21 protein-coding genes and 1 pseudogene are annotated in these 22,573 nt (G+C 50.8%); 21 read left to right on the plus strand and 1 reads right to left on the minus strand.

Annotation, left to right across the window (positions count from 1 at the left end; genetic code table 11):
- Positions 1-201 precede the first annotated feature (201 nt).
- The 6 genes from N687_RS23480 (at position 202) to N687_RS23485 (ending at position 7,960) form a co-directional block, all read left to right on the plus strand.
- On the plus strand, positions 202-1,587 hold the full coding sequence (locus N687_RS23480; RefSeq protein ID WP_081841574.1) for an extracellular solute-binding protein: 1,386 nt from the start codon (positions 202-204) through the stop codon (positions 1,585-1,587).
- 96 nt (positions 1,588-1,683) lie between these two features.
- Positions 1,684-2,643, plus strand: a complete 960-nt coding sequence (locus tag N687_RS0119120) for a carbohydrate ABC transporter permease (RefSeq protein ID WP_051663473.1) — start codon at positions 1,684-1,686, stop codon at positions 2,641-2,643.
- On the plus strand, positions 2,640-3,494 hold the full coding sequence (locus N687_RS0119125) for a carbohydrate ABC transporter permease (RefSeq protein WP_029423389.1): 855 nt from the start codon (positions 2,640-2,642) through the stop codon (positions 3,492-3,494). The genes N687_RS0119120 and N687_RS0119125 overlap by 4 nt, the downstream gene beginning before the upstream one ends.
- Before the next feature lie 58 nt (positions 3,495-3,552).
- Positions 3,553-5,262, plus strand: a complete 1,710-nt coding sequence (locus N687_RS0119130; protein WP_029423390.1) for a hypothetical protein — start codon at positions 3,553-3,555, stop codon at positions 5,260-5,262.
- Between the two features lie 44 nt (positions 5,263-5,306).
- Positions 5,307-6,971 (plus strand): hypothetical protein, encoded by a 1,665-nt coding sequence (locus N687_RS24150; RefSeq protein ID WP_156040227.1) that lies wholly within the window; start codon positions 5,307-5,309, stop codon positions 6,969-6,971.
- A 26-nt stretch (positions 6,972-6,997) separates the two neighbouring features.
- Complete coding sequence (locus N687_RS23485) at positions 6,998-7,960, plus strand: D-2-hydroxyacid dehydrogenase (RefSeq protein ID WP_081841575.1); 963 nt, start codon at positions 6,998-7,000, stop codon at positions 7,958-7,960.
- A 302-nt stretch (positions 7,961-8,262) separates the two neighbouring features.
- On the opposite strand, the gene N687_RS0119140 is transcribed toward N687_RS23485, so the two are convergent.
- Entirely contained in the window at positions 8,263-9,606 is a 1,344-nt protein-coding gene (locus tag N687_RS0119140) for an IS1380 family transposase (protein WP_029419949.1), read from the minus strand.
- A gap of 124 nt (positions 9,607-9,730) precedes the next feature.
- Here N687_RS0119140 and N687_RS23490 point away from each other — a divergent pair, with 124 nt between their 5' ends.
- The 15 genes and pseudogenes from N687_RS23490 (at position 9,731) to N687_RS0119210 (ending at position 21,966) form a co-directional block, all read left to right on the plus strand.
- On the plus strand, positions 9,731-11,131 hold the full coding sequence (locus N687_RS23490) for an FAD-dependent oxidoreductase (RefSeq protein WP_081841576.1): 1,401 nt from the start codon (positions 9,731-9,733) through the stop codon (positions 11,129-11,131).
- A 118-nt stretch (positions 11,132-11,249) separates the two neighbouring features.
- Positions 11,250-11,537 (plus strand): transposase, encoded by a 288-nt coding sequence (locus N687_RS0119145; protein WP_029423393.1) that lies wholly within the window; start codon positions 11,250-11,252, stop codon positions 11,535-11,537.
- A gap of 123 nt (positions 11,538-11,660) precedes the next feature.
- A protein-coding gene (locus N687_RS21565; RefSeq protein WP_419670144.1) for an IS5 family transposase occupies positions 11,661-13,141 on the plus strand; the annotation gives its coding sequence in 2 pieces (ribosomal slippage) (positions 11,661-12,971 and positions 12,974-13,141; 1,479 coding nt in all).
- A 139-nt stretch (positions 13,142-13,280) separates the two neighbouring features.
- Complete coding sequence (locus N687_RS0119155) at positions 13,281-14,630, plus strand: hypothetical protein (protein WP_029423394.1); 1,350 nt, start codon at positions 13,281-13,283, stop codon at positions 14,628-14,630.
- A 200-nt stretch (positions 14,631-14,830) separates the two neighbouring features.
- Positions 14,831-15,049, plus strand: coding sequence for a hypothetical protein (locus tag N687_RS0119160; RefSeq protein WP_029423395.1), 219 nt, complete (start codon positions 14,831-14,833; stop codon positions 15,047-15,049).
- A gap of 517 nt (positions 15,050-15,566) precedes the next feature.
- Positions 15,567-15,980: a hypothetical protein gene (locus N687_RS0119170; RefSeq protein WP_029423396.1), complete on the plus strand. Its 414-nt coding sequence runs from the start codon at positions 15,567-15,569 to the stop codon at positions 15,978-15,980.
- A 43-nt stretch (positions 15,981-16,023) separates the two neighbouring features.
- Positions 16,024-16,191 (plus strand): type II toxin-antitoxin system HicA family toxin, encoded by a 168-nt coding sequence (locus tag N687_RS0119175; protein ID WP_231493539.1) that lies wholly within the window; start codon positions 16,024-16,026, stop codon positions 16,189-16,191.
- A 190-nt stretch (positions 16,192-16,381) separates the two neighbouring features.
- Positions 16,382-16,564 (plus strand): hypothetical protein, encoded by a 183-nt coding sequence (locus N687_RS24155; RefSeq protein WP_029423398.1) that lies wholly within the window; start codon positions 16,382-16,384, stop codon positions 16,562-16,564.
- Between the two features lie 444 nt (positions 16,565-17,008).
- Positions 17,009-17,317 (plus strand): annotated as a pseudogene (locus N687_RS25630) (phage integrase SAM-like domain-containing protein); the annotation flags it as partial.
- A gap of 73 nt (positions 17,318-17,390) precedes the next feature.
- Positions 17,391-18,527 (plus strand): helicase C-terminal domain-containing protein, encoded by a 1,137-nt coding sequence (locus N687_RS0119185; protein WP_029423399.1) that lies wholly within the window; start codon positions 17,391-17,393, stop codon positions 18,525-18,527.
- 83 nt (positions 18,528-18,610) lie between these two features.
- Positions 18,611-18,943, plus strand: a complete 333-nt coding sequence (locus N687_RS0119190) for a hypothetical protein (protein WP_029423400.1) — start codon at positions 18,611-18,613, stop codon at positions 18,941-18,943.
- Entirely contained in the window at positions 18,940-19,491 is a 552-nt protein-coding gene (locus tag N687_RS0119195; RefSeq protein ID WP_029423401.1) for a hypothetical protein, read from the plus strand. Before N687_RS0119190 ends, N687_RS0119195 begins: the two co-directional genes overlap by 4 nt.
- Positions 19,460-20,197 carry a hypothetical protein gene (locus tag N687_RS0119200; RefSeq protein ID WP_029423402.1) on the plus strand — a complete coding sequence of 246 codons (738 nt, stop codon included), beginning with the start codon at positions 19,460-19,462 and terminating at the stop codon, positions 20,195-20,197. The genes N687_RS0119195 and N687_RS0119200 overlap by 32 nt, the downstream gene beginning before the upstream one ends.
- Positions 20,198-20,221: 24 nt before the next feature.
- Complete coding sequence (locus N687_RS24165; protein WP_029423403.1) at positions 20,222-21,151, plus strand: Mov34/MPN/PAD-1 family protein; 930 nt, start codon at positions 20,222-20,224, stop codon at positions 21,149-21,151.
- The gene (locus tag N687_RS0119210; RefSeq protein WP_029423404.1) at positions 21,148-21,966 is read left to right on the plus strand and encodes a ThiF family adenylyltransferase; all 819 of its coding nucleotides are present in this window, start codon (positions 21,148-21,150) and stop codon (positions 21,964-21,966) included. Before N687_RS24165 ends, N687_RS0119210 begins: the two co-directional genes overlap by 4 nt.
- Positions 21,967-22,573 lie beyond the last annotated feature (607 nt).

Genomic DNA, 22,573 nt, shown 5'->3' on the forward strand with positions numbered 1-22,573 from the left:
TGAGCGGTTAATGCAAATATGCAAATATTCGTTGTTGACAGTACTTGTGTATATGTAATAGAATATCCACGTAGTTAGTCGCACAATCCCGCACAATCCAACATTAATGGATAACGTATTTGATGAAATCAAGCTACTCATGGATGACTGACATAAGTTATTCCTTTGCAGTAGCACATTAATTTGGGGGGGATTGACCTGATGCATTTCACCCGTAAAGTTTTCACGGCAGTTGGGGGCGTCGGTATACTAACGGCAGGAGTTGTCACTGCTTGTGGCAATGCCAACGGGTCTGGTGGTAATAACACTGGCAACGCCAATGATTCTAAGGTAACGATATCGATCGATTTACCGCTCTACAACGTGAATCCCCAGGCACAGAAAGATTTCATGAATCGTGTTATTGCAGACTTCGAAAAACAAAATCCAAATATTAAGGTGAATTGGCAAACATACGCTTCAGCATCCCAGGAGAATACAACGCTTCAAACTTCGCTTGCCACAAAACAGGGTCCAGATATTTTTGTACTTGGTTCCACATTTATGCCGGTCGCGTATTCAACCAAGGCATTTCATGTGTTGAGTGAACAGGATTGGAACACCGTTGGTGGGCGTTCTCAATTTCTAAACTCTATGTTGGAAATGGCAGGCCCAAGCCCGGACCAAGATATTGGGGTTCCGGCAGATAATATGCCATATGTGATGGTCTATAACAAAAAGATGTTTCAAGAGGTCGGAATTTCGTCTCCTCCAAAAACCTGGACTGAATTCATTGAAGATGCGAAGAAACTTACGAATCCCTCCAAAAACCAGTGGGGAGCCGTGTTGGATCCGGCAGATCCTTATATTCCATGGAGATTTTGTTGGACGTATGCGAGAGAACTAGGTGGGGATTTCATTTCGCATGATTTGAAAACGGCTACACTAGATTCTCAGGCATCTATACAAGCGCTACAGTTCTGGATGGATTGGGTAACCAAGTACAAAATCGCGTCGCCGAATGATTTGACTTACAAAGAGGCGGACGCAATACAAGCGTTTGAGCAAGGGCATGCTGCAATGCTCATGATGGAAGGCACAAAGGTTCTGCCTGCACTCGATTCTTCACCCGTTAAAAATGATTACGCGGTGGCTGAAATGCCAACGGTGCCTTATGGAATGTCCTCCTTACCTCCGGGGGGTGAGGTGGTTGAAGGCGGGCTGGCGGGGCATTACTATGCGATTCCTAACTACGTAACCGGCAATGCCTATCAAGCTTCTCTCAAATTCATCGGATTTATGTCGAAGGTGAATCAACAACGCGCCAAGTCTGAAGTAGATGGATATTTTCCTGTTACCTACGATGCTTATAAAGGCTACGCCCGGTTAGACACGCCGATGATGAAACCGTTTGTAGAGGCAGCGAACAAGGTTGGTCCCACGCCGTTTTCGCCGGTTTGGGGCGACCTAGAGGTTATCTACGCCAGCGCAGTTAGTAAGATTACGAATGAATTAGCAACAAATACATTTAAGCCTGGTGATATCGAAGCTGTGTTAAGAGCGGCAAATGCGCAAGTGCAGGCGAAGATTGATGCGGGAACCAAATGATTTAATTTGGAGGGGGCCAAATCATTGGCCTCCTCTGTGTGGCCAAGTTTGTCTTACGGTCTCACGGTCCCGTGATTCGCTGAGGAGGACTAAAAGTTGACGAGCTATGAAAGTAAAGTGGAAATGACATTCTTTGTCTCAGCCAAGAAGAAAAGAACCGCTTGGAGGAACAGTCCTTATTGGATGATACTTCCTGCTGTACTGCTCCTATTGCTGCTTATTGGAATTCCATTTTTCATCTCGCTCTATTTCAGCTTCACAGCATTAGATCAATACACGATTGCTCATTGGGCGAGCGCACCGATCGTGGGTTTGAGGAACTATGTCGAAGCGTTTAGCCGAACCACTTTCGTTGGTGCACCACCGCTCCAGAGCGCTGTCGTAAGCTGTGGCTTTTCGCTCTTAACGACAATTATTATAACCCCCATTGGGATAACTGCTGCACTAATAGCTAATATACCATTCCGTGGGCGACGTTGGATTCGGACCATATTTTTGTTGCCTTACGCGGTGCCCGTTTTTGTGAATGCGATTATTTGGCGAATGTTATTTATGAATGGGTGGGGATTGGTTGACAGGGTACTTGCGCAACTACACCTGGCAAGTGTGAATACTTACTGGTTGATCGGTCCTCACAGCTTTTGGGCAATGGTGATAGCCGATGTCTGGGCCTCTTGGCCGTTCGTTTACCTTATGGTCCTGGCAGGGTTACAGGGAATTCCAAAAGATTGGTATGAATCCGCGTACATTGACGGTGCGTCTCCGATTCGGTGCTTCTTCTCGATTACGTTACCTGCAATACGTCCCGTATTGTTCATAGCCTTACTACTCTCGACGTTAAATCACTTTAATAATTTTACTCTGCCGTATGTAATGTTCGGTACACCACCGTCTCCTCAAGCAGAAGTCTTGCCATTAAACGTTTATATTACGTCTTTCCAAAACTTTAGTTTTGGTTTGGGATCAGCGGTGTCGATTCTTACGCTAGTGCTTATGATGATACCTGTTGTGTTTTATATCCACATGCTCCGGCTAGGAGAGGATACGACACGATGAACACAAAAGGATTCTGGGTTTATCTGCGGTGGATTGTCATCATAATATTGTCGATATTCGTTTTGGTCCCTATTCTTTATATGATCGTGGTTTCTTTGACCCCGGACTCTGAAATATCAGCAGGGCAACTGCTGCCGAGACATATGGCGATAGGGAATTATATACAAATGTGGAAGACTATTAACCTAGCGCAAGGGCTATGGAATAGCTTCGTCATTGCGTGTCTTGCAGCAGGGTTGTCAACGCTTGTCGCTCTAGGTGCCGCATATTCCCTTGCTCGGTTTCGGTTCAGAGGAAGAAAACTATTTCTGGTGTCTCTGGTTGGTGTGCAAGCGGTCCCACACGTTACCTTGTTACTTCCATTGTTTGTTTTAATAGTCATCATACAGAATTTCCTTGGTGTTCAACTAGTTGGGCACTACTATGTCGTTGTTTTCACGCATTTGACATTTGCACTGCCGTTAGGGTGCTGGCTGCTGCTTTCTTACGCTCATAGTATCCCGCTCGAACTGGAAGAAGCCGGGCTCGTTGACGGGTGTCGAAGATTACAAGTTCTACGTTATATTGTTTTCCCCTTGATGATTCCCGGCATCGTTGTCAGTTTTGTCTTTGCCTTTTTGTCATCATGGGTCGACGTGCTGTTTACGAGTGTTCTCACGTCTCCTGCTACGAGAACAGTCGCGATCGAGCTGCAGTCTTATATAGCTACTGGATCTCAAGGAGGCGGTAGCATTTACTGGGGGCAATTAATGGCATCAAATCTCGTCGCTGGATTGCCAGTTGTGATTATATTCTTGATATTCCAGCGGTATATCACAGGCGGGCTTATGGGAGGTGCAGTCAAGGGATAAAAGGGAAGAGTCTTGATGTCTCGAATCGATTAGTCTGACAATTGTAGGAGGGATAGGTATGTCGGACTTTCAGTTGCGTGCATTGGAGATTCATAGTCAGTATGTGTGGGATGTCGATTGGGTAACGCAGGCCTGCCGCTTTGCTAGAGAACATGGCATGACTGCGCTTGTTCTCCACCGAAATGACTTCATTGAACAAGTCGTGTATCCTGGGAAATACTTCGGCTGTGAACGGGAGATGTACAGAAATATATTTGAACGATATCAGGATATCTATCGAGTCTTGTATAAGTATACTCCTGTGCGGCGTAGTGGGCCTTACCAGCGCAGGGCATATTTCAAGCGGATATTGAAGATTGCAAGTGATATGGGATTGGAGGTATACGTTGAAAATAAGGAGTTAAACTTCCCGCACATCTTTATTGAATTATTTCCCTATTTGGTTAAAAACGGCTGCATATGCCCGAGTGAACCGTTTTGGTTCGAATTCGTGCGTACGAAATATACAGAGTTCTTTAGTGAATTCCCTGAAGTAAGCGGGATTATAACGTCGCCGGCAACTCGCGAGAGTATGGTGTCTATATCTTCAAATCGTTGTCAATGTGAATTGTGTAAGGAGATGACCCCTGAAGAGTGGTACGAGAAATTGATACTGGCCATGTATGAACCAATAGACTATGCCGGAAAGACATTGGTAATTCGAGATTTTGTATTTGATTCCAAATCTCATCAAGAAATTACATCAGCTATGGAGAAATTTCCAAGTAACGTGGTGATATCCCTCAAGAACACACCTCATGATTATTATCCAACTTTTCCCGACAACGAACGTATTGGGCGTGTCGGCACTCATCCCCAATGGGTTGAGTTTGACTGTATGGGCCAATATTTCGGCTGGGGAATTGGTATTAGCGTCATGACAAACGATATGAGACGCAGGATGAAGTATAGCAAGGAAAGAGGTGTGGAAGGCGTTGTTTTCAGAACTGACTGGGAAAGTCTTGATTCGCATTCCGCTTTTCATACCTTAAACGTAGTGAACCTTTATGCGGCAGCTGCACTTTCAAAGAATTTGGACACAACGAACGCGGAAATATATGGTCAGTGGCTTGAAGAGAATGGCTTCTACAAACCTGGAATTACGGAGGTGGAGAAGGGTGTTGTAATATCCTGGATTATACCAATACTGGACGAAACATGGGAAGTAGTCAGGCGCACCGTCTTTTCAAATGACTGTGTGTTTTCGGACTCAAGTACTCTTCCGGTAAGCATGGATCATGCGTTTTGGTTGGCGGAAGAAAAGAATAGCCTAAAGGATTGGGTACCGGCGAAGGCAGACGCACTTTGCATGAGTAAGGAAAATCTAAAACTGCTACTTGACGAAAAAGACGAAGCACTTACCAGAGTCATTGGATTGCTCAATCGGGTACGGCAGGGGTGTGAAGGAATGTCAGAACAAGGTCACATCAAGCTGATTGAGTCGTTCGACGTCTTCGCCAGATATGTAAATGCATTTCGTGCAGCATCCCGGGCCATCTTTTTAACAAAGTACCTCCTTGTGAGTCCCTGCGTTGAACCGACTGTAAAAGTGGAATGGCAGAGCGCTATGAGGGAGTTGATAGCTGTAGCGGAAGAGTTACGTTCTTTTTACACTGACACCTGCTTCAGGTATGCGGTCTACACTCTTTTGGATCCTGAGAGGTTGCTTGCGCTGCACGGAGATTTGCAGCGGAGAGTACAGGCTTCACAAGTTGAAATTACGTGTTGATATTAACATCGTCTCAGTCAGGTAATGTAAGGCGTATTGGAGTGATGAAAGTGCGAGGGTTCTCATTAAGAGCGCTTGAGATTCATTCCTCGAGGATGTGGCAAACGGCTGCAGTGGAGAGTGCATTAAATTTCGCTGCTAAGAGCGGACTAAATGCATTAATATTCCATCAGAACGATTTGGTAGATCGTTTGGTCTTTCCTGAACAACTGTTTTCGGATACTCTAATGTGGAAAAGATGGCCGGTAAGAATGCATTCCATCTATAATAATCGACATTATGTTAACAATGTGATCCGTAGTGCCAAGGCAAGAGGAATAGCATTCTACCTGGAAATCAAGGAAATATCTTTTCCTGACGAAGTTCTCGAATTTGTGCCGGAGTTGAGAAATGCCGATGGCTCTATATGTCCTACCCACCCTTTTTGGAATGAATTTTTGGGCTGGAAAGTATCAGAGCTCCTAACTGTAGTCCCAGACATTGCGGGCATAATCGTTAGCGCGGGGACTAGAGAAAGTAAAGTATCAATTTCAACTAATACATGTAACTGTGATCGATGCCGGGATGTAGACCCTTTGGACTGGTATTTGCGGCTAATTGACACCATACGCAGGCCGTTAGCGTCAGCGGGAAAGAGACTCGTGGTACGTGACTTCGCCTATACAGCTGATCAGCAAAACTTACTAATAGAAGCTGCTTCAAAGTGCTCCGAGGACATCGTGATATCATTAAAAAATACACCTCACGACTTTTATCCGACGTTCCCTAATAACCCTAAAATTGGTCATTGCGGAAACAATGAACAGTGGGTTGAGTTCGACACTTGGGGTCAGTTCTTTGGCCTAGGTTTCTTTCCTGTAAGTGTAGTAGAAGATATGCAGAAAAGGCTACGTTATTGTCATGATAATGGGGTGACTGGAGTGATATTTCGAACCGATTGGGAAGTCATCACCGAGGCTAGTGTCTTTAACAGTTTTAATATGCTAAATTTAATTGGAGGAGCGTTGTTATGTCAAAACGTTGATGCAAACTTAGATGACGTTTATCGTGCGTGGGCTAACTATGGATTATTATCACCCATGCGCCCGGCTTCAGCTTTGTCTAAACCGATAGTTCCTCTTGAAGATCAGGCTTGGGAATCACTCAGGAACTTCATGCAGTTCTCGTGGTCAGTCATGGAAAAAACGGTGTACGTTCGCGGCCATGTATTTCATGAGGACTGCCAATTTCCGGATAGCGTGGAAAAGGCATTTTCTATGATGGTGAAGATACACGGGCGCGATGATTGGGAACCCGGTGCCTCACGGCTCGTCGAGATAACGAAGAGCAACTTGGAAACTATTTTTGAGGAAAAGGCAAAAGCCGTCGAGGAGGTTAGGACCCTTTCATCTAAGTTGTTGCCTTCAATAAGGCAGCTACCTGAGTCTTTCTGCCGTGAAATTGAGCAGATGCTAGAATTATATGAGCTGTACGTGGAAGGATTTCAGCACTGTGCAAGAACCATTTTTTTAACTCGATGGGCCATGCTCACAAGGCAAGAGAGGGATTATAAAGAGGCCGAGGCATCTCTACGACCACTTATCAGATACAGGAAACAGGTTGAACGACGTCTTGAAAACACAAACTATCCTCACTACGTATATTGGCTTCTCGACGTAAGACGACTAGATCAGTTAATTCGAGACGTTAGTCGTTTGCTCGCAAACTAGCACAGACGATAAGGTGAGATGCAATCATGGCCATTATTAACATTACCATAGGTTATAGTGGGGATTTCGTCCTAACTACTCAACAAGTGAACTTGCTGAAGGAACTATTTCCTGATATCAACTTTTTTGTATCAAATAGTGAAGATATTGATTTAGAGGTACTTCAGTCAACTCACGCGTTCGTTGGTTGGCCGACGAATGACATGTTGGGCCATATGCCTAATCTGAAGTGGATTCAATTACCTAGTGCTGGAGCGAATGGTATTCTCGCTAACACGAATCTACACTCCGAAACAGCTGTCACGAATTCGCGTGGTGTATTTGGGGTTCCTGGCGCTGAACATGCCCTTGCCTTGATGCTTTATTTTTCGAGACAACTGTATGTCCACGTCGAACAGCAAGCTCGGCGATACTGGAGAAAAAGTCCCGCATCATCTGAGATTGAAGGTTCTACTGTCGGGATCGTTGGATTAGGAGATATCGGTCTGCAGCTGGCGAAAAGAGTTAAGAGCTTGGGGGCCACCGTCTTGGGAGTTAAAAATACTGCAGGCGCCTGTCCTCCGTTTGTCGACGAAGTCCACGCTTCTGACAAAGTTGAGGAGGTTTTGCGGCATTCCGATTACGTAATCAACACTCTACCATTGACACCAGACACGAAAGGATTCTTCTCCGCAACACGTCTCTCGGTGATTAAGAGAGGAGCAGTATTTATTAACATCGGGAGAGGCGCCACCGTGGACGAGGGCGCTCTAATTGATCATGTCCGAGCCGGACGTTTCGGAGGCGTGGGATTGGATGTAACCAACGAGGAGCCTCTACCGGCAAGTAGTCCCCTGTGGACGCTTCCTAACACAATTATCACATCTCACTCCGTGGGTGCATCACCAAAAGTTAACGATCGTCGCTTTAATTTGATTGTAAACAATATCAGAAATTTCATGGAGGGCAGGAAACTAGAAAACTTGGTCGATCGTGTTCGAGGTTATTGAGTGATGGCGGACCGAGAACATGATGGTTAGGAGGATATTCGAGTAGGATCCGAAGTTTAATGGTATTCTGTAGAGTAATTTCCTTATCGAGGGAGGATGGGTAATATCCTGAATCCGTGACAGGGTACCTGTCGAGCACTCATGCGGCGTTTATCTTGCATCGAACGGGCTGCGACTGCATTGGTGCGTGGAGCGATTCCATCGAATTCAACCGTAAGGGAACGCCAGTTCCCGCAGAAGCGAATAACTTCCCCGGCCTGTTCATCGTCAGGCTTTGTTCCCAGGCCACAAGACGGCACATGTTATACGAAGGTCAAATACAAACGGCGAAACACAGGGAACCATCGGTTCCCATGCCCCAACTTCAGTTTGCTCTGCCTGGCATGTCGGACTAGTTTCGCAGCCAAGGTCATCAAGTTCTGAATCACCGTCCGGATACGACGACGTTCTGCCTTCTTACGCAGAGGTGCATCGTTGCGTTTTAGGCTTTCCTGGCCAATCACCCTCAGCAAGTTGTAAGCCATGCATACAAAATGCAGTACCAGGTTGTTGGTTGCGAACTTGCCTGACGGTAACCGTTCAGCGTCCAGATCCGTCTTGATTTCGCTGTGGAACTGTTCCATCACGGCGTGGTCATGGTACAGACGAATGATCACATCTGGGTCGTCGGGCAGTGAGGTCCAGTAGGCGTCGACCTCGATGTCTGGGACCAACAGGGTTTGCCCGTCGGCCATGGTGGTCCGTTCGATGACTTCGAATACCATCCGAACTGGTTCCGACAGGCCCTTGACCGGGCACATCAGCGAACCGTGATACACTTTCTTGCCTGGCCGAGGTTCGTGGCATACACCGTGCTGCTGGGCGGTCACGAGCCAGGCCTGGGGGCTTTCCTTTCGCAGATTCCGTTTGATAATGAACTCGGCCCTGCTGTCCTGAGAACGACACACGGCAAGGTTTTCTGCACTGTCATTTCCGGCATCCATGCGAACGAGCAGCGGAAGGGCTGAAATCTGCTTTGCGTACTGAATACTCTTGCGCAAGAAGGCCGCTGTATCCTTTTGAACATGGGTACTGCCTTCACGCAGCTGAACATTGACCACATAGCCCTCTTGGCCGAGGTAAGCAAAGATTGGGGCGTATCCATCGTGGCCTTTGTACGTGCGGGAGACGCCTTCTTTTTTCGTTCCCGAGTTATCAAATGGGCTCACGTCAAGGTCCAGGGGAATGTAAGCCCGGCGTTTCGATGACTCACCCAGCACAATCGGATGCAGTGTAACATTCAGGGTTCTCAAGAGGTTTGCGGACTCTTCGAGTAAAATACTCTCCCAGCCGGCCTTTCCGGCGGCCATATCCAAACGCTGGCGCAGCGTTGGGCTCGAAGGCACGCTGTCCATCTGTAGTGCGATCGTGAAAAACTCGTCATCACGAAAGGCTTCGATGTGGTCAAAGTCCGTCTTGCCTTGACAAAGCAGGCCGATGTATGAGTACGCCACATCTCGGTTTGAAATGTCTGGTTTTCCCATGCCTGACAGGCGAGTCCGATTCAGGCGTTCACCGAGAGTGGTTTTGTCCAGCAATAAACCGACAAGGGTCATTCCAGAATGTGTGACAATGACTTCGTCGGATTCTTCGATGATAAAGCGCAAGGGGGTTCACCTCTGAGGTGAAGGGGGATTGAAGGGAACGGACATCCCAACGATCCCGATTCTACACGACAAATCACAAGTGCTTCAGTAGTTTTTACACCTGCTTGTCACGGATTCAGGTAATATGCTTGTCAGAGATGGCTTTGACGTAGTCGTCGTTGGTGGGGGAACCGCTGGGTCGATTGCGGCAATCGCCGCAGCACGGACAGGGGCGAAAACATTGTTAATTGAACAATATGGGAGTTTGGGGGGGATCCTCAACTTAGGTATGTCCCTTAAGGGGGTAAACGACGGGGGGGGAGCAAAAACGTTAGGGGGTATCGGAGCCGAGTTGATTGAGCGCGCGCGGAAGTTGGGTGGAGCCACAACTGTCTCTTGGGACCCCAGGCATGGTTCAATTATGGGCCAGGATCCTGAAGTTATGAAAATGTCGCTTATTGAAATGCTTCAGGAATCAGGTGTGCACTTGTTGCTACACACTTTTTTGGTAGAAGCGGTTCGGGATGGAGACCATATAAGCGCGGTTCAGGTAGTGAACAAGAATGGGATGGAAGTTATCCATGCACGGACCTTTGTGGATTGTACTGGCGACGCCGATCTGGTGGCGCGTGCTAAATATGACGTTGTAGTGGGAAGGGAAGAGGATGCTTTAATGCAGCCCGTTTCCACTATTTTTAGAGTTGGTGGCGTTCAACTCGAGAAAACGTGGCAGTATCTTGAGAACCATCCGGAGGACTTAGAAACGCCAGAGGGATGGTCGGGTGGTGCATATGACGTTGATTTTCTGAGAAATACTCCGGGTGCCGGCGTAGAAGGATTTCGTACCCTTATTCAAAAAGCCAGGGAGGCGGGAGATTATCATATTCCACGTGATCGGATGGGTATCAATCCTTTCCCAGGCCGGCCCGAAGTGACGATTAATATCACCCGAGTGCATGGGATTGATGGAACGAATGCTGATGATCTAACACGTGCCGAGGTTGAAACTCAGCTTCAAATGTTAGAGGCCATCCGCTTTCTGCGTAAGTACGTACCTGGATTTGAAAATGCTTATGTAGTATCAAGTCCTTTTCAAGTCGGTGTCCGGGAAACTCGACACATTATAGGGGACTACATTCTAACCAAGGAAGATATTTTGCAGGGCCGTGATTTTCATGACCAAGTTGGACGAGGTGCCTACCCGTTGGATATTCATGACGTCAAGCCTGATGCCACCACATTAGGTCGTAAAGTGGAGGGAAGAGGTGTAACTCTATGGCGCATTGATCGTTCGTACGGGATTCCAGCACGTTCGCTCGTTCCCCGAGGAGCACACAATGTCACGGTGGGCGGTCGTGCGATATCAGCTACACATGAAGCATCGGGTTCAGTACGGGGGCAAGCCGTGTGTATGGTTACTGGACACGCCGCAGGCACCATGGCGGCGTTAGCTGCGTTGAAGAATTGTAAAATAACCGAGTTATCAGTTCGGGAAATTCAATCCGTATTACGTAGTCAAAAGGCTGTTTTAGAACGTCCCCAGTAAGGCCAGGGCTTTGAAATAGAGGGGAATATCACAGAATCAGGAAATTCGATCCGGTATACTTGCCCCAGAGTCAACCCAGACAGAAGGGATGGATTAAGATGAAGTAGAGGTGTTTGTGATGCCGGGACGTAAGTGGACAGTGGACGAGAAGATGAACATCGTGCTCGAGGGTATGATGCCCGGTGCCAACATCAGCGAGGTATGTCGTCGGTATGGATTGGCCCAGAATCTGTATTACAAGTGGCGTGAAGCGTTCCTGGCTGGTGGACGGGCTGGACTTCAGTCCGGACCCTCTACGAGGGAGCAGGAGCTGGAGAAGGAGTTGCAGGAGGCTCGGGCTAAGATCGGTGAACTTACGATGCAGGTGGATGTGTTGCGAAAAAAATCGAATTGGGGCCGGAAGTAAATAGGGTCTGCTGAACGAACGGAAAGTCCTTTACCGGCCAATTTTTGGGCCCTGAACGCGAATTTATGTGCAGAGGTTTTTGTAGACAGGTACGCAAAATCCTTGCACATGGAGGACAGATCGATGTTCCGCGCGAGGGAGAACCAACTTGTTTTGCCAGGTGATTTTTTCCTTCCGTTCGGTGGGAAGTTGAATCAGGATAACCGCTGGGTCAAGCTTGCGCAGGCGATTCCGTGGCGGAAAGTGGAAGAACACTACGGAGAACAGTTCAAATCTCGAACGATGGGCCAGGAGGCGTATCCGGTCCGTATGGCGCTTGGCGCCCTCATTATCCAGGAACGGTTAGGTCTCAGTGACCGGGAGACGGTGCAGCAGATCACAGAGAACCCGTATCTGCAGTACTTCATCGGACTTCCGGAGTTCCAACAGAAGCCGCCGTTCCACCCCTCCCTGATGACGCACTTCCGCAAGCGGCTAGGCAGTGACATCATCAACCAGGTCAACGAATGGATTGCCGAGGAACAAGACGATGACCACGCTGATTCGGATGATCAGGACGGTGGTTCCGGGTCTGAGGCGGACACACATGCGACGGAAGTGCGTGCTGAGAATACCCAAGAGGTTGGAAATCAAGGCAAGCTCCTTTTGGATGCGACGTGTGCTCCAGCAGACATCGCCTATCCCACAGACCTGTCGCTGCTCAACGAGGCGCGTGAGAAACTGGAGGAAATCATCGACGTCCTGCATGCAGCACGGAAAGGCGGTAAGCGCAAGCCACGGACGTACCGTGAGAAGGCCCGTAAGGCGTACCTGGCCGTGGCTAAACAGCGCCGTGTGAGTCCGAAGGTGCTTCGCAAGGCGATTGGCAAACAGCTGCGGTTTGTAGCACGAGACCTGCGGATTATTGCGCGGTTGAAAGATGAAGTCGGGCTGAGCGTGCTCAGCCGTCGTCAGTACCATCAGCTTCTCGTAATCTGCGAGCTGCACCGACAGCAAGAGAAGATGTATCGCAAGCGCACGCATCGCATTGAAGACCGCATCGTGGGCATCTCGCAGCCGCATGTGCGTCCAATCGTTCGGGGCAAAGCGTGGGACAATGTGGAGTTCGAGGCCAAGGTGGCACTGAGTCTGGTGAATGGGTATGTGGGGCTGGAACGGCTGAATTGGAACAACTTCCACAAGGGTCTGACGTTGCAGGCAGCGGTGGAAGCGTACAGGGAGCGGTATGGTTGTTATCCAGAAACAGTGCTGGCCGACAAGGCGTACCGAACTCGGGAGAACCTGCGCTATTGCACAGAGCGGGGCATACGGTTGAGCGGGCCAACACTGGGGCGGCCATCGCGGTCCTTGGCGGCGGAACAAAAACGAATCCAGCAGCAGGATGCAGCGGAGCGCAACGAGATTGAAGGCAAGATTGGCGAAGGCAAGCGCCTATATATGGGCTCGGCCTGATCCGTGCACGCCTGCGAGAAACCAGTGAAACGGTGATTGCCTTGCAACTGCTGTTGATGAACCTGGAGCGGCGGCTGCGCCTGCTTTTTTGTGCCATTTTGTACAGACTTATGGCAATTGGTGTGTTGGGCAGGGCACCGTTGCTCGCGTGACGTTTGGCGACAGGCCAAGACGTCCTACAACAGCATGCAAACCAAGTGAGGTCGAATCTCGCAGAAAGACTCGTTCAGCAGACCTTAATTAAGAGGTGATAAAATCGACACATAAAAAGAAATGAGGAAGTGAGAGGCATTGCCGTATATTGTGGATCCCAAGGATCGGAATCTGTTGATTCATAGCGAGGCACCCAAAATCGCTGACTGGTTTTACAAAATGCTTTTGGACAATGAAGCAATTACCCAAGAACATGCACAAGATCTCTCTCAGGAACAGCGAAATTTTCTCCAAACAATGGTTGGACGAATAATTCAGCAAGCAAACAAAGAATGGTACCGAGATGGGTTTAGGGAAATCCCTGATTACGATCTCGGAGAGGAACGGATCAATTGCTCAATATGCGGGCAGGATAACAGATATGTGTACTTTATTGTGAACAGATTGAATGGAAAGAAACTAAATGTGGGGAGCACCTGCATTAATAAATTTTCTATTGGGGTCAGAGAAGGAACAACGAATGCCCAGTTGGTTCGAGAAGGATTGAGATTGTCGCGAATGAATGTCCTTGAATCTAAGTTTACAAATATATTATCCCTACTAGAGACTTGGGAGGACAGACTTGAGAAGTACCCGATTCTTGTTAAGAAGGAACTTGAAGAACCCTATTTGGAAGTCGGTAAGCGACTGAAAAGCATTGTCGAGCCATATCTTTCAGGGAAGACCAAGACATTTAGCGCAGCTGATATTGAACAACTTTTACAAGTACGAGAGGCCGTTCTGCAACGTATTGAAGATTATGTGCAAAGAGAGATGTCGCGGAATTCACCTTTCAAGGCCACGCGTGAAGTGGCCGACTGGATACGACGAAATAACCCAAATCCGGGTTATCAGTGGCTTAAAGAAGATGGAGAAATTCGCTTGCGAACGGCTTTCAGGATCTGCGAGCCGAAATTCATGAATTCCCTTGTTCCGCAATTGAACAACGCGTTGGCTGGACAAAACATTGTCATCCTCCAAGCAGAACTCGATCGGAAGGGATACGTCTATATTCTGAAGAGACTTCCAGAGGTAAAACTATTTGTATTGCACGCGATTTTAATTCGCGATCATTGTGGATTTATACTGGAAGACAATGAAAATTACCCGAGTGTTGAGAGTATAGTTGAACATAGCACAATTCAGCGGGAAGAAAAGTCTATAGTAAATGCGGCGAATGCGTTGCAAGGATACTTCGACGCCCGTAGGATTCCTCTCAGGGTTATTGAACCTGACCTGGAGTACAATGAACTCTTTATTCAGCTGGGGAGTTACGTATATCAGCTTCCTTGCATTGAATTTCTTAACCGATTTCTTGTGGCGATCTTTGGATTGCGAAATATCGAGATGAATGAATTCGTTGAACAAGTAGAGAGAGGGAAGTCCATGACGCATGAAGAATACCGGGAGCTGCGTCAAGAACGTTCGAGATTCGGTCGTCGATTATGAGTCGAGTCGCTATAATCTTGGCGGTCTATTACCCTCGTCTTAGGACGGGGGGATTTTTTGAGCGTAAGCGCCCGCTAACCGCCACCTGGAACTGAAAAGGCATTCCGGCACGGTATGCGACAAAGCGACCACTGAGTATTGATTTGGTTCGTTCCGCATATACAATAGAACATACGTTCGGTATGTGCGAGGTGCCATCCATGTCTAGTTTACTCCGCCGTTCCATCGAGATTCTGGAGTTTGCGTCAGACGGGTTCACGCTGCGTGTGTTTCGGGATCGCGGCGTGATTCGTGTGATCACGGATCTCATCGACCGCTGGGCCAAATCCGGAGACTGGCTCAACGGAGAACGTGACGGGTGGGTGTTTCGCGTTCTCACCGAAAACATGGGCGCTTTTGACATTGACCGTGTGGAGTAGCCTGCACCTGGCGCGAAAACCAGGAACACGGCGGTTGATCCGGATAGGTACGGCGTGAGGTGGTATTTGTACAGGGTGTGGGATTAGCTGTCAGTATAAGGCCGTGGGCGTGGGTGGGTTTCGCAACCGTTCAATCCAGCACACTTCGTAATGCTATGGTCGAGGCCGGACAATGGTCTCAAACCAGACCGAGGAGCGTGCTGTGGATGTCGCGGGCAGAGTTACGAAAGCGGTGGAAAGCGGCGGGGTGTCGAGTCCGCTCTGCACGAGACGCAGAAGGCGTTGGACACGGTTGAGCAGACCTTGATCGCTGTGGTCAAGGCCCACAACGCGGCTGTACAGACGTGGCAGGCGCCACTGCAGACTCAGATTCAGCGGCAGAATGCGTGATAGAAGCAAGTCTTCACCCTGCGGGGTGGGGGCTTTTTGCTTTAGCCGCATATGATGAATAAAAACGTACACTATGTACACACTGTACATCAAACGTGCTAGAATGGAGGCAGGAGGGACGATGTTTATGCAGGCGGTATTGAACGCTACCGATGTGCGTAACGAATGGGGTTCCTTCATTGATACTGTTGTTCGCGTACGGCCTCAGTTCGTGAAGCGAAATCGAGATCTATTCACCGCCATTTCTCTCGAGCATTTGGATGTGATTCTGACTGGTTATCGGTTCAACATGACCTATGAGAAGGAGGATGATGGTTCCTATTCGGGGTCACTGGATGTTTTCGACGTTGTCGCCAACGCTCCTACGTTGGATGAATTAAAGGTGGCCCTTGCTCAAGAAGCTGTTGAGTACGCCCGGGAGTACATGGAAGAGTTCCAGCTTTACTACAACTCTAGGAACCGTCGCTATCATGCACCATACGTGCTCCGCGTCATTATCCAACCCGACATCAATGGAGTCGTCCGGCTGATCGATGCCTAGTTGGCGTGAGCTGCGACGGTTTTGCGAGTGTGATGGCTGGGAATTGTACAAGCAAACGGACCACTACTATTACCGGAAGGTCGAGGAGGACGGCACGATCAAGCGCACCAAAGTTTCAATGGGCAGCGGCGAAATCCCACCGAAACTTTGGCTAGAGATTCGCAATAAGCAGCTGTGCGTGACGCAGGAGTATTTCAACAGCAAGATTTGAACGGCCCCGGCTGAATGCCAAGGCCGCTTTTCGTGTATTATGACGTAGGATCTTCGCATGCGCCTTTGTATCCGCAAACCCGGCACCACGGTGTGCATCCGCGGCGTTCGGCCATTGGGAAGCCGCAGATGGGACAGAGCTCGGTTTCCTTGATCGTACCTCTCATCCATGGGCGTACGATCGGTGCGGGGTGTATGAGGCGAAACGCGAACTGAAGTATCTCGGAATCAGCGTACACATCCCGGAGTTGATGGCGACGCTGGAACCGGAGCAGGAGGAGGCCGTCCAGCAGTCGATGCCGTACTTGGTGGTGATCGACGGTGGAAAGCCGACTGCAAATCCAACTGCTAATCCAAAGCGCGGTATAAGATGACACAGGCCAGGATAAGAGACATTGCACAGCCCTTATACTACGCGGGTTTTTGGACACGGCGGCACGCGACGTTATGCCTTGGTACAATGGATGTCGGTCTTGAAAACCGCCGTGTCCGCAAGGGCACCGTGGGTTCGAATCCCACCCTCTCCGCCACACAGCAAAAGTCGCGTTGTGATGCGGAAAGATCACAGTTTTATAGGGAACTTCATCAGTCCGCAATAACACATTAGACCGCAGTCGAGTTCGCTGTTGCATGCGGTCACATAGCGGGCTGAGCGTTAAGCCACCGGCACATGTTGTTGGTGGCTTTTGTGTTGTTCCGGCCAGGGAGGCACAAGAACCTTGGATAAGCGTCATCGGCCTGTGGTCAAACGTGGACTAACCCGTCGTGCACTATCGCCAGAACAAATCGCTCAGGTCTCACCGCTATTACAGGACGTAATGGACGAATTCATCAAGGCAAAGACGGCTGAACGTTCTTCCCCGCGCACGATACGCGACTACAAGACGCATTTTGCGTATCTGAAGAGGTGGCTGCAGCAACGCTATGGGCGCATTACGATTTCCGAAATAACACCTGCCATTCTGCGTGAATACATTGCGTGGATGAGCAACGAAAAAGAAAAGTACGACGATCATCCTCGCCGTATGAAACGCAGCTTAGTTGGACTGTCACCTGTGACCGTGAACGTTCGGATCAGAACGCTCAAGGCGTTCTTTAACTGGTGTGAACGTGAAGGATACGTCAAGAAATCACCAGCAGCGGACATCCGACTGCAGAGGGTGGATGACGAACGCATTAGTGCATTTACAGGAAAGCGTCATGCGCCAGCAATATGCGATCGGCAACCAACACGCCTTCGCGAAATTCATCCCGTCCGTGGTCAACGCTGCGAATCAACCGCACATGCCACAAGAGGTGCGGGTGGGCGACGAGCGTGTCGATTTCATTCCGCCGAACGGTCCGGACGAGCTAACCGCGAAAGAACGGCGTCTGCTGGAGGACATCCAAGCCGAGTTGGCGCAAAACCGTCGCTGCGTGGTATACGTCCGGTACAGCGGGGAAATCCAGCAGGACCGGCGTATTGCCGATGTGCTCAAGCAGCACGGCATTCGCGTCCAGGTCCTGCAGGCGACCGTCTCACCGGAGGATCGCGTTGAGTGGCTGGAGGAAGCGGTGAAAAAGGGAACGCAGGTTGTGGTCTGCAACGCCAAACTAGTTGAAGTGGGTCTTGACCTGCTGGATTTCCCAACGCTGATGTTCTACCAGTTCACCGACGAGATCGCGACCATGCGGCAGGCGGCACGCCGGGCATGGCGGATCGGCCAACATCGCACCTGCAAGGTGTTCTACTACGTGTACAAGGGCTCGTATGAGATGGTGCAGTTCAAGCGCATGCTGCAAAAACGCAGTCATGCGATGCTCCTGGAGGGCCGCCTCGATAAGTCCGAGGTTGCACAGTTCATCGAGCAGGACGACAAATCGGCCTCCACCTACGCCATTGCCAACTGCCTCGGGAACGTGGAGGACCTGGCGCAGAAGTGGAAGACGCTCGCGGACAAGGACATCCCAAGCGGGGTAATCCTGCTGGCCGAAGAGCGCTTCAAGCGCGAGATTCAGCAGGCGATGCGTCGACTGGCGTCAGAAACACGGCGCTTGGCAGGTGTGCCTGAACCGGAGGAGACCATCCAGCCGGTGGCGGCCACAGAAGTGGCGAGGCCTGCTCAACCTGCCCCGGCCGGCGCGGACATCATTGAGCTGCCGCTGTTTGCTGTGGCTCAAGACACGCAAGACGTCAGGGAAGCGCACGGCACGCCTGTCGCCAAGGCAACCGCGGCCCAGGATGCGACACCGCTGCTGACGTACGGCGAGTGGCGCAAGCAAATGGGCATGGTTGAGAAGGCTAAACGCGCGAAGAAGGCCGTAGCAGACAACCAGATCATGTTGTTCGCACTGTAATCCTTTGCACCAAACCCGAGTCACGCGGGGAGAGAATTGCCTATCCCCCGTGACAACGGGGATGGGCAAAGGAGTGAAACCTCTTGGAACGCCACATTACGCTGCACTGGGACCAGTTCGTGGCCACCATACAAGAGTTGCCACAACCATCCCCGGAGTACGCCAACCTCATTCAAGCTGCGGAAGAATTCCTCCGTCGCATGATCGACGAGGATCTTGCTGCGGAGTACATCCTCAACCTCACGGATGAAACCCTAGCTGTTGCTTGGGAGATCCTCCATCACGATGACTACGGAGACCCGTTGCGGGACATGGCGCAAATGCGCTTGGACGACACAGTGTGGGATGAACTGTTGTCCGAGTGCACCAGATTGCCATCCGTACCGGACCCGTCGGTCGGGGAGGAGTTCATATGATCCTCGACGACGAACTGCGCCAACATCTGGCGGAAGGTCTCTTGCATATCGACTTTCTGCGGCAGTTTCTCCGCAGGACAGGATTCACAGCCGAGATCGACCGCCTGGGCTGGCCGTATGGCATGGACATGAACGGCCCGGGAGATCAGATTTACGACGCGCAATTGGAGATCATGCTGAGTCTGCTCGCTCCTGGCCTTACCAGCCAAGTGATTTTCACATCGCAAGACGACGAGATGTGGAAGCACTGTCATTGGCTTGAGGACAGCACTGGCGAGCAAGAAGTCGTATACGACGTCGGTTGCGTCATCATCATCAAGGGACAAGACCCGCAGCAGGTCGCCGAATGGCGTCACTTCATCTGGTGGTGCGCGCAACGTACGGTGCAGTCGCGCATTGGCCTGAGCGACACCATCGAAGAGCCGCACTTCATATGGGTTCTGCCCGAAGCATTAACAGACGACATCATGGCCGCTTGGGACGCAATCCTGAGCGCCTGGGAGGTCAAGCAATTTTATGAACACCGTACTCCTCCAAGCGAAAGGTAAGGAGGCCGCCGACGCTCTGATCCTCAAACTCGAACCGGACAAGCTTCCGCAGCTTGAGATCAGGGCAAACGGCGTTACTCACTACAAGACGGTGGGGTGGCATCAGCTGCTCACCCTGTTGGATCGGTCCATGGTGGTAGAGCAACTCAAGGTGGCCGATTTGCGAGTCACCAAACTGCCGCGTTTGCCGGATCGGACACTTCTGATAGACATCGCGGAATGCTCCGCCTGGACGGATGTCATCCTCACGGGATATGTGCCCGCGACCGAGTATCCGATGGTGTATCAGGGCGTTTCGTATCTGGTGCACATCCCGACGATGGTCTACCGGGTCCGGTGGAACCAGCAGGACAAACGCCTTATCGGTCTGTCGATTGCCGTAACGACCGATACCGTGGTCACGGAGACTTCTCCGTTGTACCGCTGGCCGTACTCGAACGTGTTTGCTGACGGCCGCGCGTGCTGGACGCACAACACTGTGTGCGAGTTGCACGAGGTGGTTGAAAAGGGCGTGTTTGCATTCCTTGGCACGCCCAACAACCGCGACCTATTCGGCGTGGGAACCAGCCAGAACTCGCCCTACAGGGACTACGCCGCATTTTTGGAAGCCGTCCAAGCTCAGGGGGGAATCCCCCAAGAATGGCTTATCCCGCTCGGGAGAACCGTCACTGAATTTCACAATGCCTACCGGGCCGAACGGTACTAAACCATCCAAAAGGAGATATGGAACATGAACACGAACATCCAGCAGTCCACAATTTTCGACCTTCTGCCGGAGGAAGAGCGCAAAGACCTCATCCCGCTGGTGCAGGAACACGAGAAAGCAGCGAAGAAGCCGGTCACTCGCACCAACACGACGAAGGCCACAGCCAAGCCGGCCGAGGAACCGGAACCGGACGAGTACGATATTGACCGCGTTGTGTATTACGCCGGTCACCGGCTCGAAGTACCCAGCCGGACAATGAAACTGGAAGACGTGCGGGCCTGGCTGGAACAGACGTTCCCGGAGCTTACCAAGGAGCGCACGGAGATGGTCTACGATAAGAAAACGGGCCATATCATCCCTGTTCTCAAGGGCCACAAAAAGGGGGCGGCGATTACCGTGTACACGGAGCCGCCGGCCCCGCCGGTGCCTCCGGTGTATCACCTGCTCGACCGGGAAGGCCGTGTCTACGAGGTTCGGCAAACGCAGACGGGCGTCTTCACCGTACCACTGTATGGGCAAGTCGGTCTGCGTGCACCGTTCCAGCTGTTCGTGCCGAAGATCCCAGTCTGGTGTCTGCGCGAGATTGTCCGGCGTTTTCAGTTTGAGCCGGACATCGAACACCTGGCGTACATCGTGTACGACACCGACATTGGCTACGATGTGGTGTGGCCCGAGCAAAAGGCCTCAGCAGTCACCGTACAAGGCGAGGGCTTCATGGAAACTGAACACCGTTTCGTGGTCGCTCACATCCACTCGCACGGCCGGCTACCCGCCTACTGGTCAGCGACAGACGACGAGGACGAGGTACGAACGGGTCTGTACGGGGTAGTTGGAAGAGCGGATCGGGAGAGGCCCACACTTGCCTTCCGGTACTCATGCGGTGGCAAGTTCGTCAAGGTGGAGGCCTCGGCCGTCTTCGACGGTCCCATTACTGCGGTGGTGACTCCCGTATGAGCGTGGTGAAACCTGTTCGCGTCGTGGACCCGGAACGCACGCGGTTGATCCTCGTTGGAGTAGGCGGCACGGGCGGCTACGTGTTGCAGCAGGCCGCCCGCCTGCTCTACTCGCTCAAAGAGCAGGGTCGCAAGGTGCCGGGAGTACTGCTGATAGACGGGGATGTGGTGGAGGAGAAAAATCTCCTCCGCCAATACTTCCTCCCGCAGGACATTGGCCGCAAGAAGGCCAGTGTGTTGGCGGAGCGGTACTCCAGGGCCTACGGCCTCGACATCGCGGCCTATCCGGAGTATCTGACGCGAGAGACAAACCTTCAAAGAATCGGCGTCACAGATGGGACGATTGTGGTGGGAGCTGTAGACAACGGTAGCACCCGCCGCATCCTGCATGAGCAGCTGCATTGTCTCAACCACGTTGTGTACATCGACAGCGGCAACAGCGCCGTCACCGTGCCGGATGATCCCGAGCATGTGGACCGATACCAGCTGGCGAAGATCAAAGATTCTGGCTGGGAAGGTCAGGTGGTTGTCGGGGTCCGCATTCGTGGTGAAGACGTTCTGCCGTTTCCGGGCGAGGTGTTCCCCGATCTGATCGAGGAGGACCGATTGCCAACGGAGGTCTCGTGCGGCGAAGTGGTCGTTTCCAATCCGCAGCGCCTGATGACCAACCTCATGGCCGCGACAACGGTGCTCATGTATCTGCACACGCTACTGGCGGACGGCACTTTGTTGCACCAACGGACGTTCTTCGAGGCGCGCCGCGGATGGATGCGGTCGGAGGCTGCCATTGAACAATTACTGGAGGTGTCCGTGTGAAGAACGATACGAGCACGGTCAAACTCGAGAATTATATCTTCACCATGACGGAGTTCAACGACTAAGTTGCTTCTCTGCACGGTGAAGAAAAGCCGGCCAGGGTCAATGCGGCCCCGGTGTTTTCCGCAACTTAAAAATGCAGAAAAGCGCGATGCTGTGATATACCGCGCTCTGCATATGTATTCAATTTTATTGGATTTCATTGGACGGTTTCTTCCGTCTCTAAAGCCCCCGATAGTTCAAGAATCGTCAACAAAATAGCCTATGTAAAAGTAAAAACCACGAATCAACTGGTCCGTGGTCTTTACATGGTCGAGGCGAGCCGTGGAGTAGCAAATCCACAATCCGTCGCTGCGTGACTGCCTTTATACTTCCCTCTATGCGAGTTGTGTGATAACAAGGTGTGCTGACACAGGCCTTGTTCCTCCAGCGAGAGGAGTGATGGTTAGGGCCGTTGATTCGCCAGCAGGATTCCGTACAGTGAGTACGGAATTGACGGCTGTCGTTGTCACAAGAGCCATTCCTACTATCTGAGAAGTACCGGTTGCTCTTCCGACCACCGTATAGGCTAGGTCAGCACCATTGAGAGTTAAAATCAGTTGGCCCG

This window comes from Alicyclobacillus macrosporangiidus CPP55, assembly GCF_000702485.1.
Taxonomy (GTDB): Bacteria; Bacillota; Bacilli; order Alicyclobacillales; family Alicyclobacillaceae; genus Alicyclobacillus_H; species Alicyclobacillus_H macrosporangiidus_B.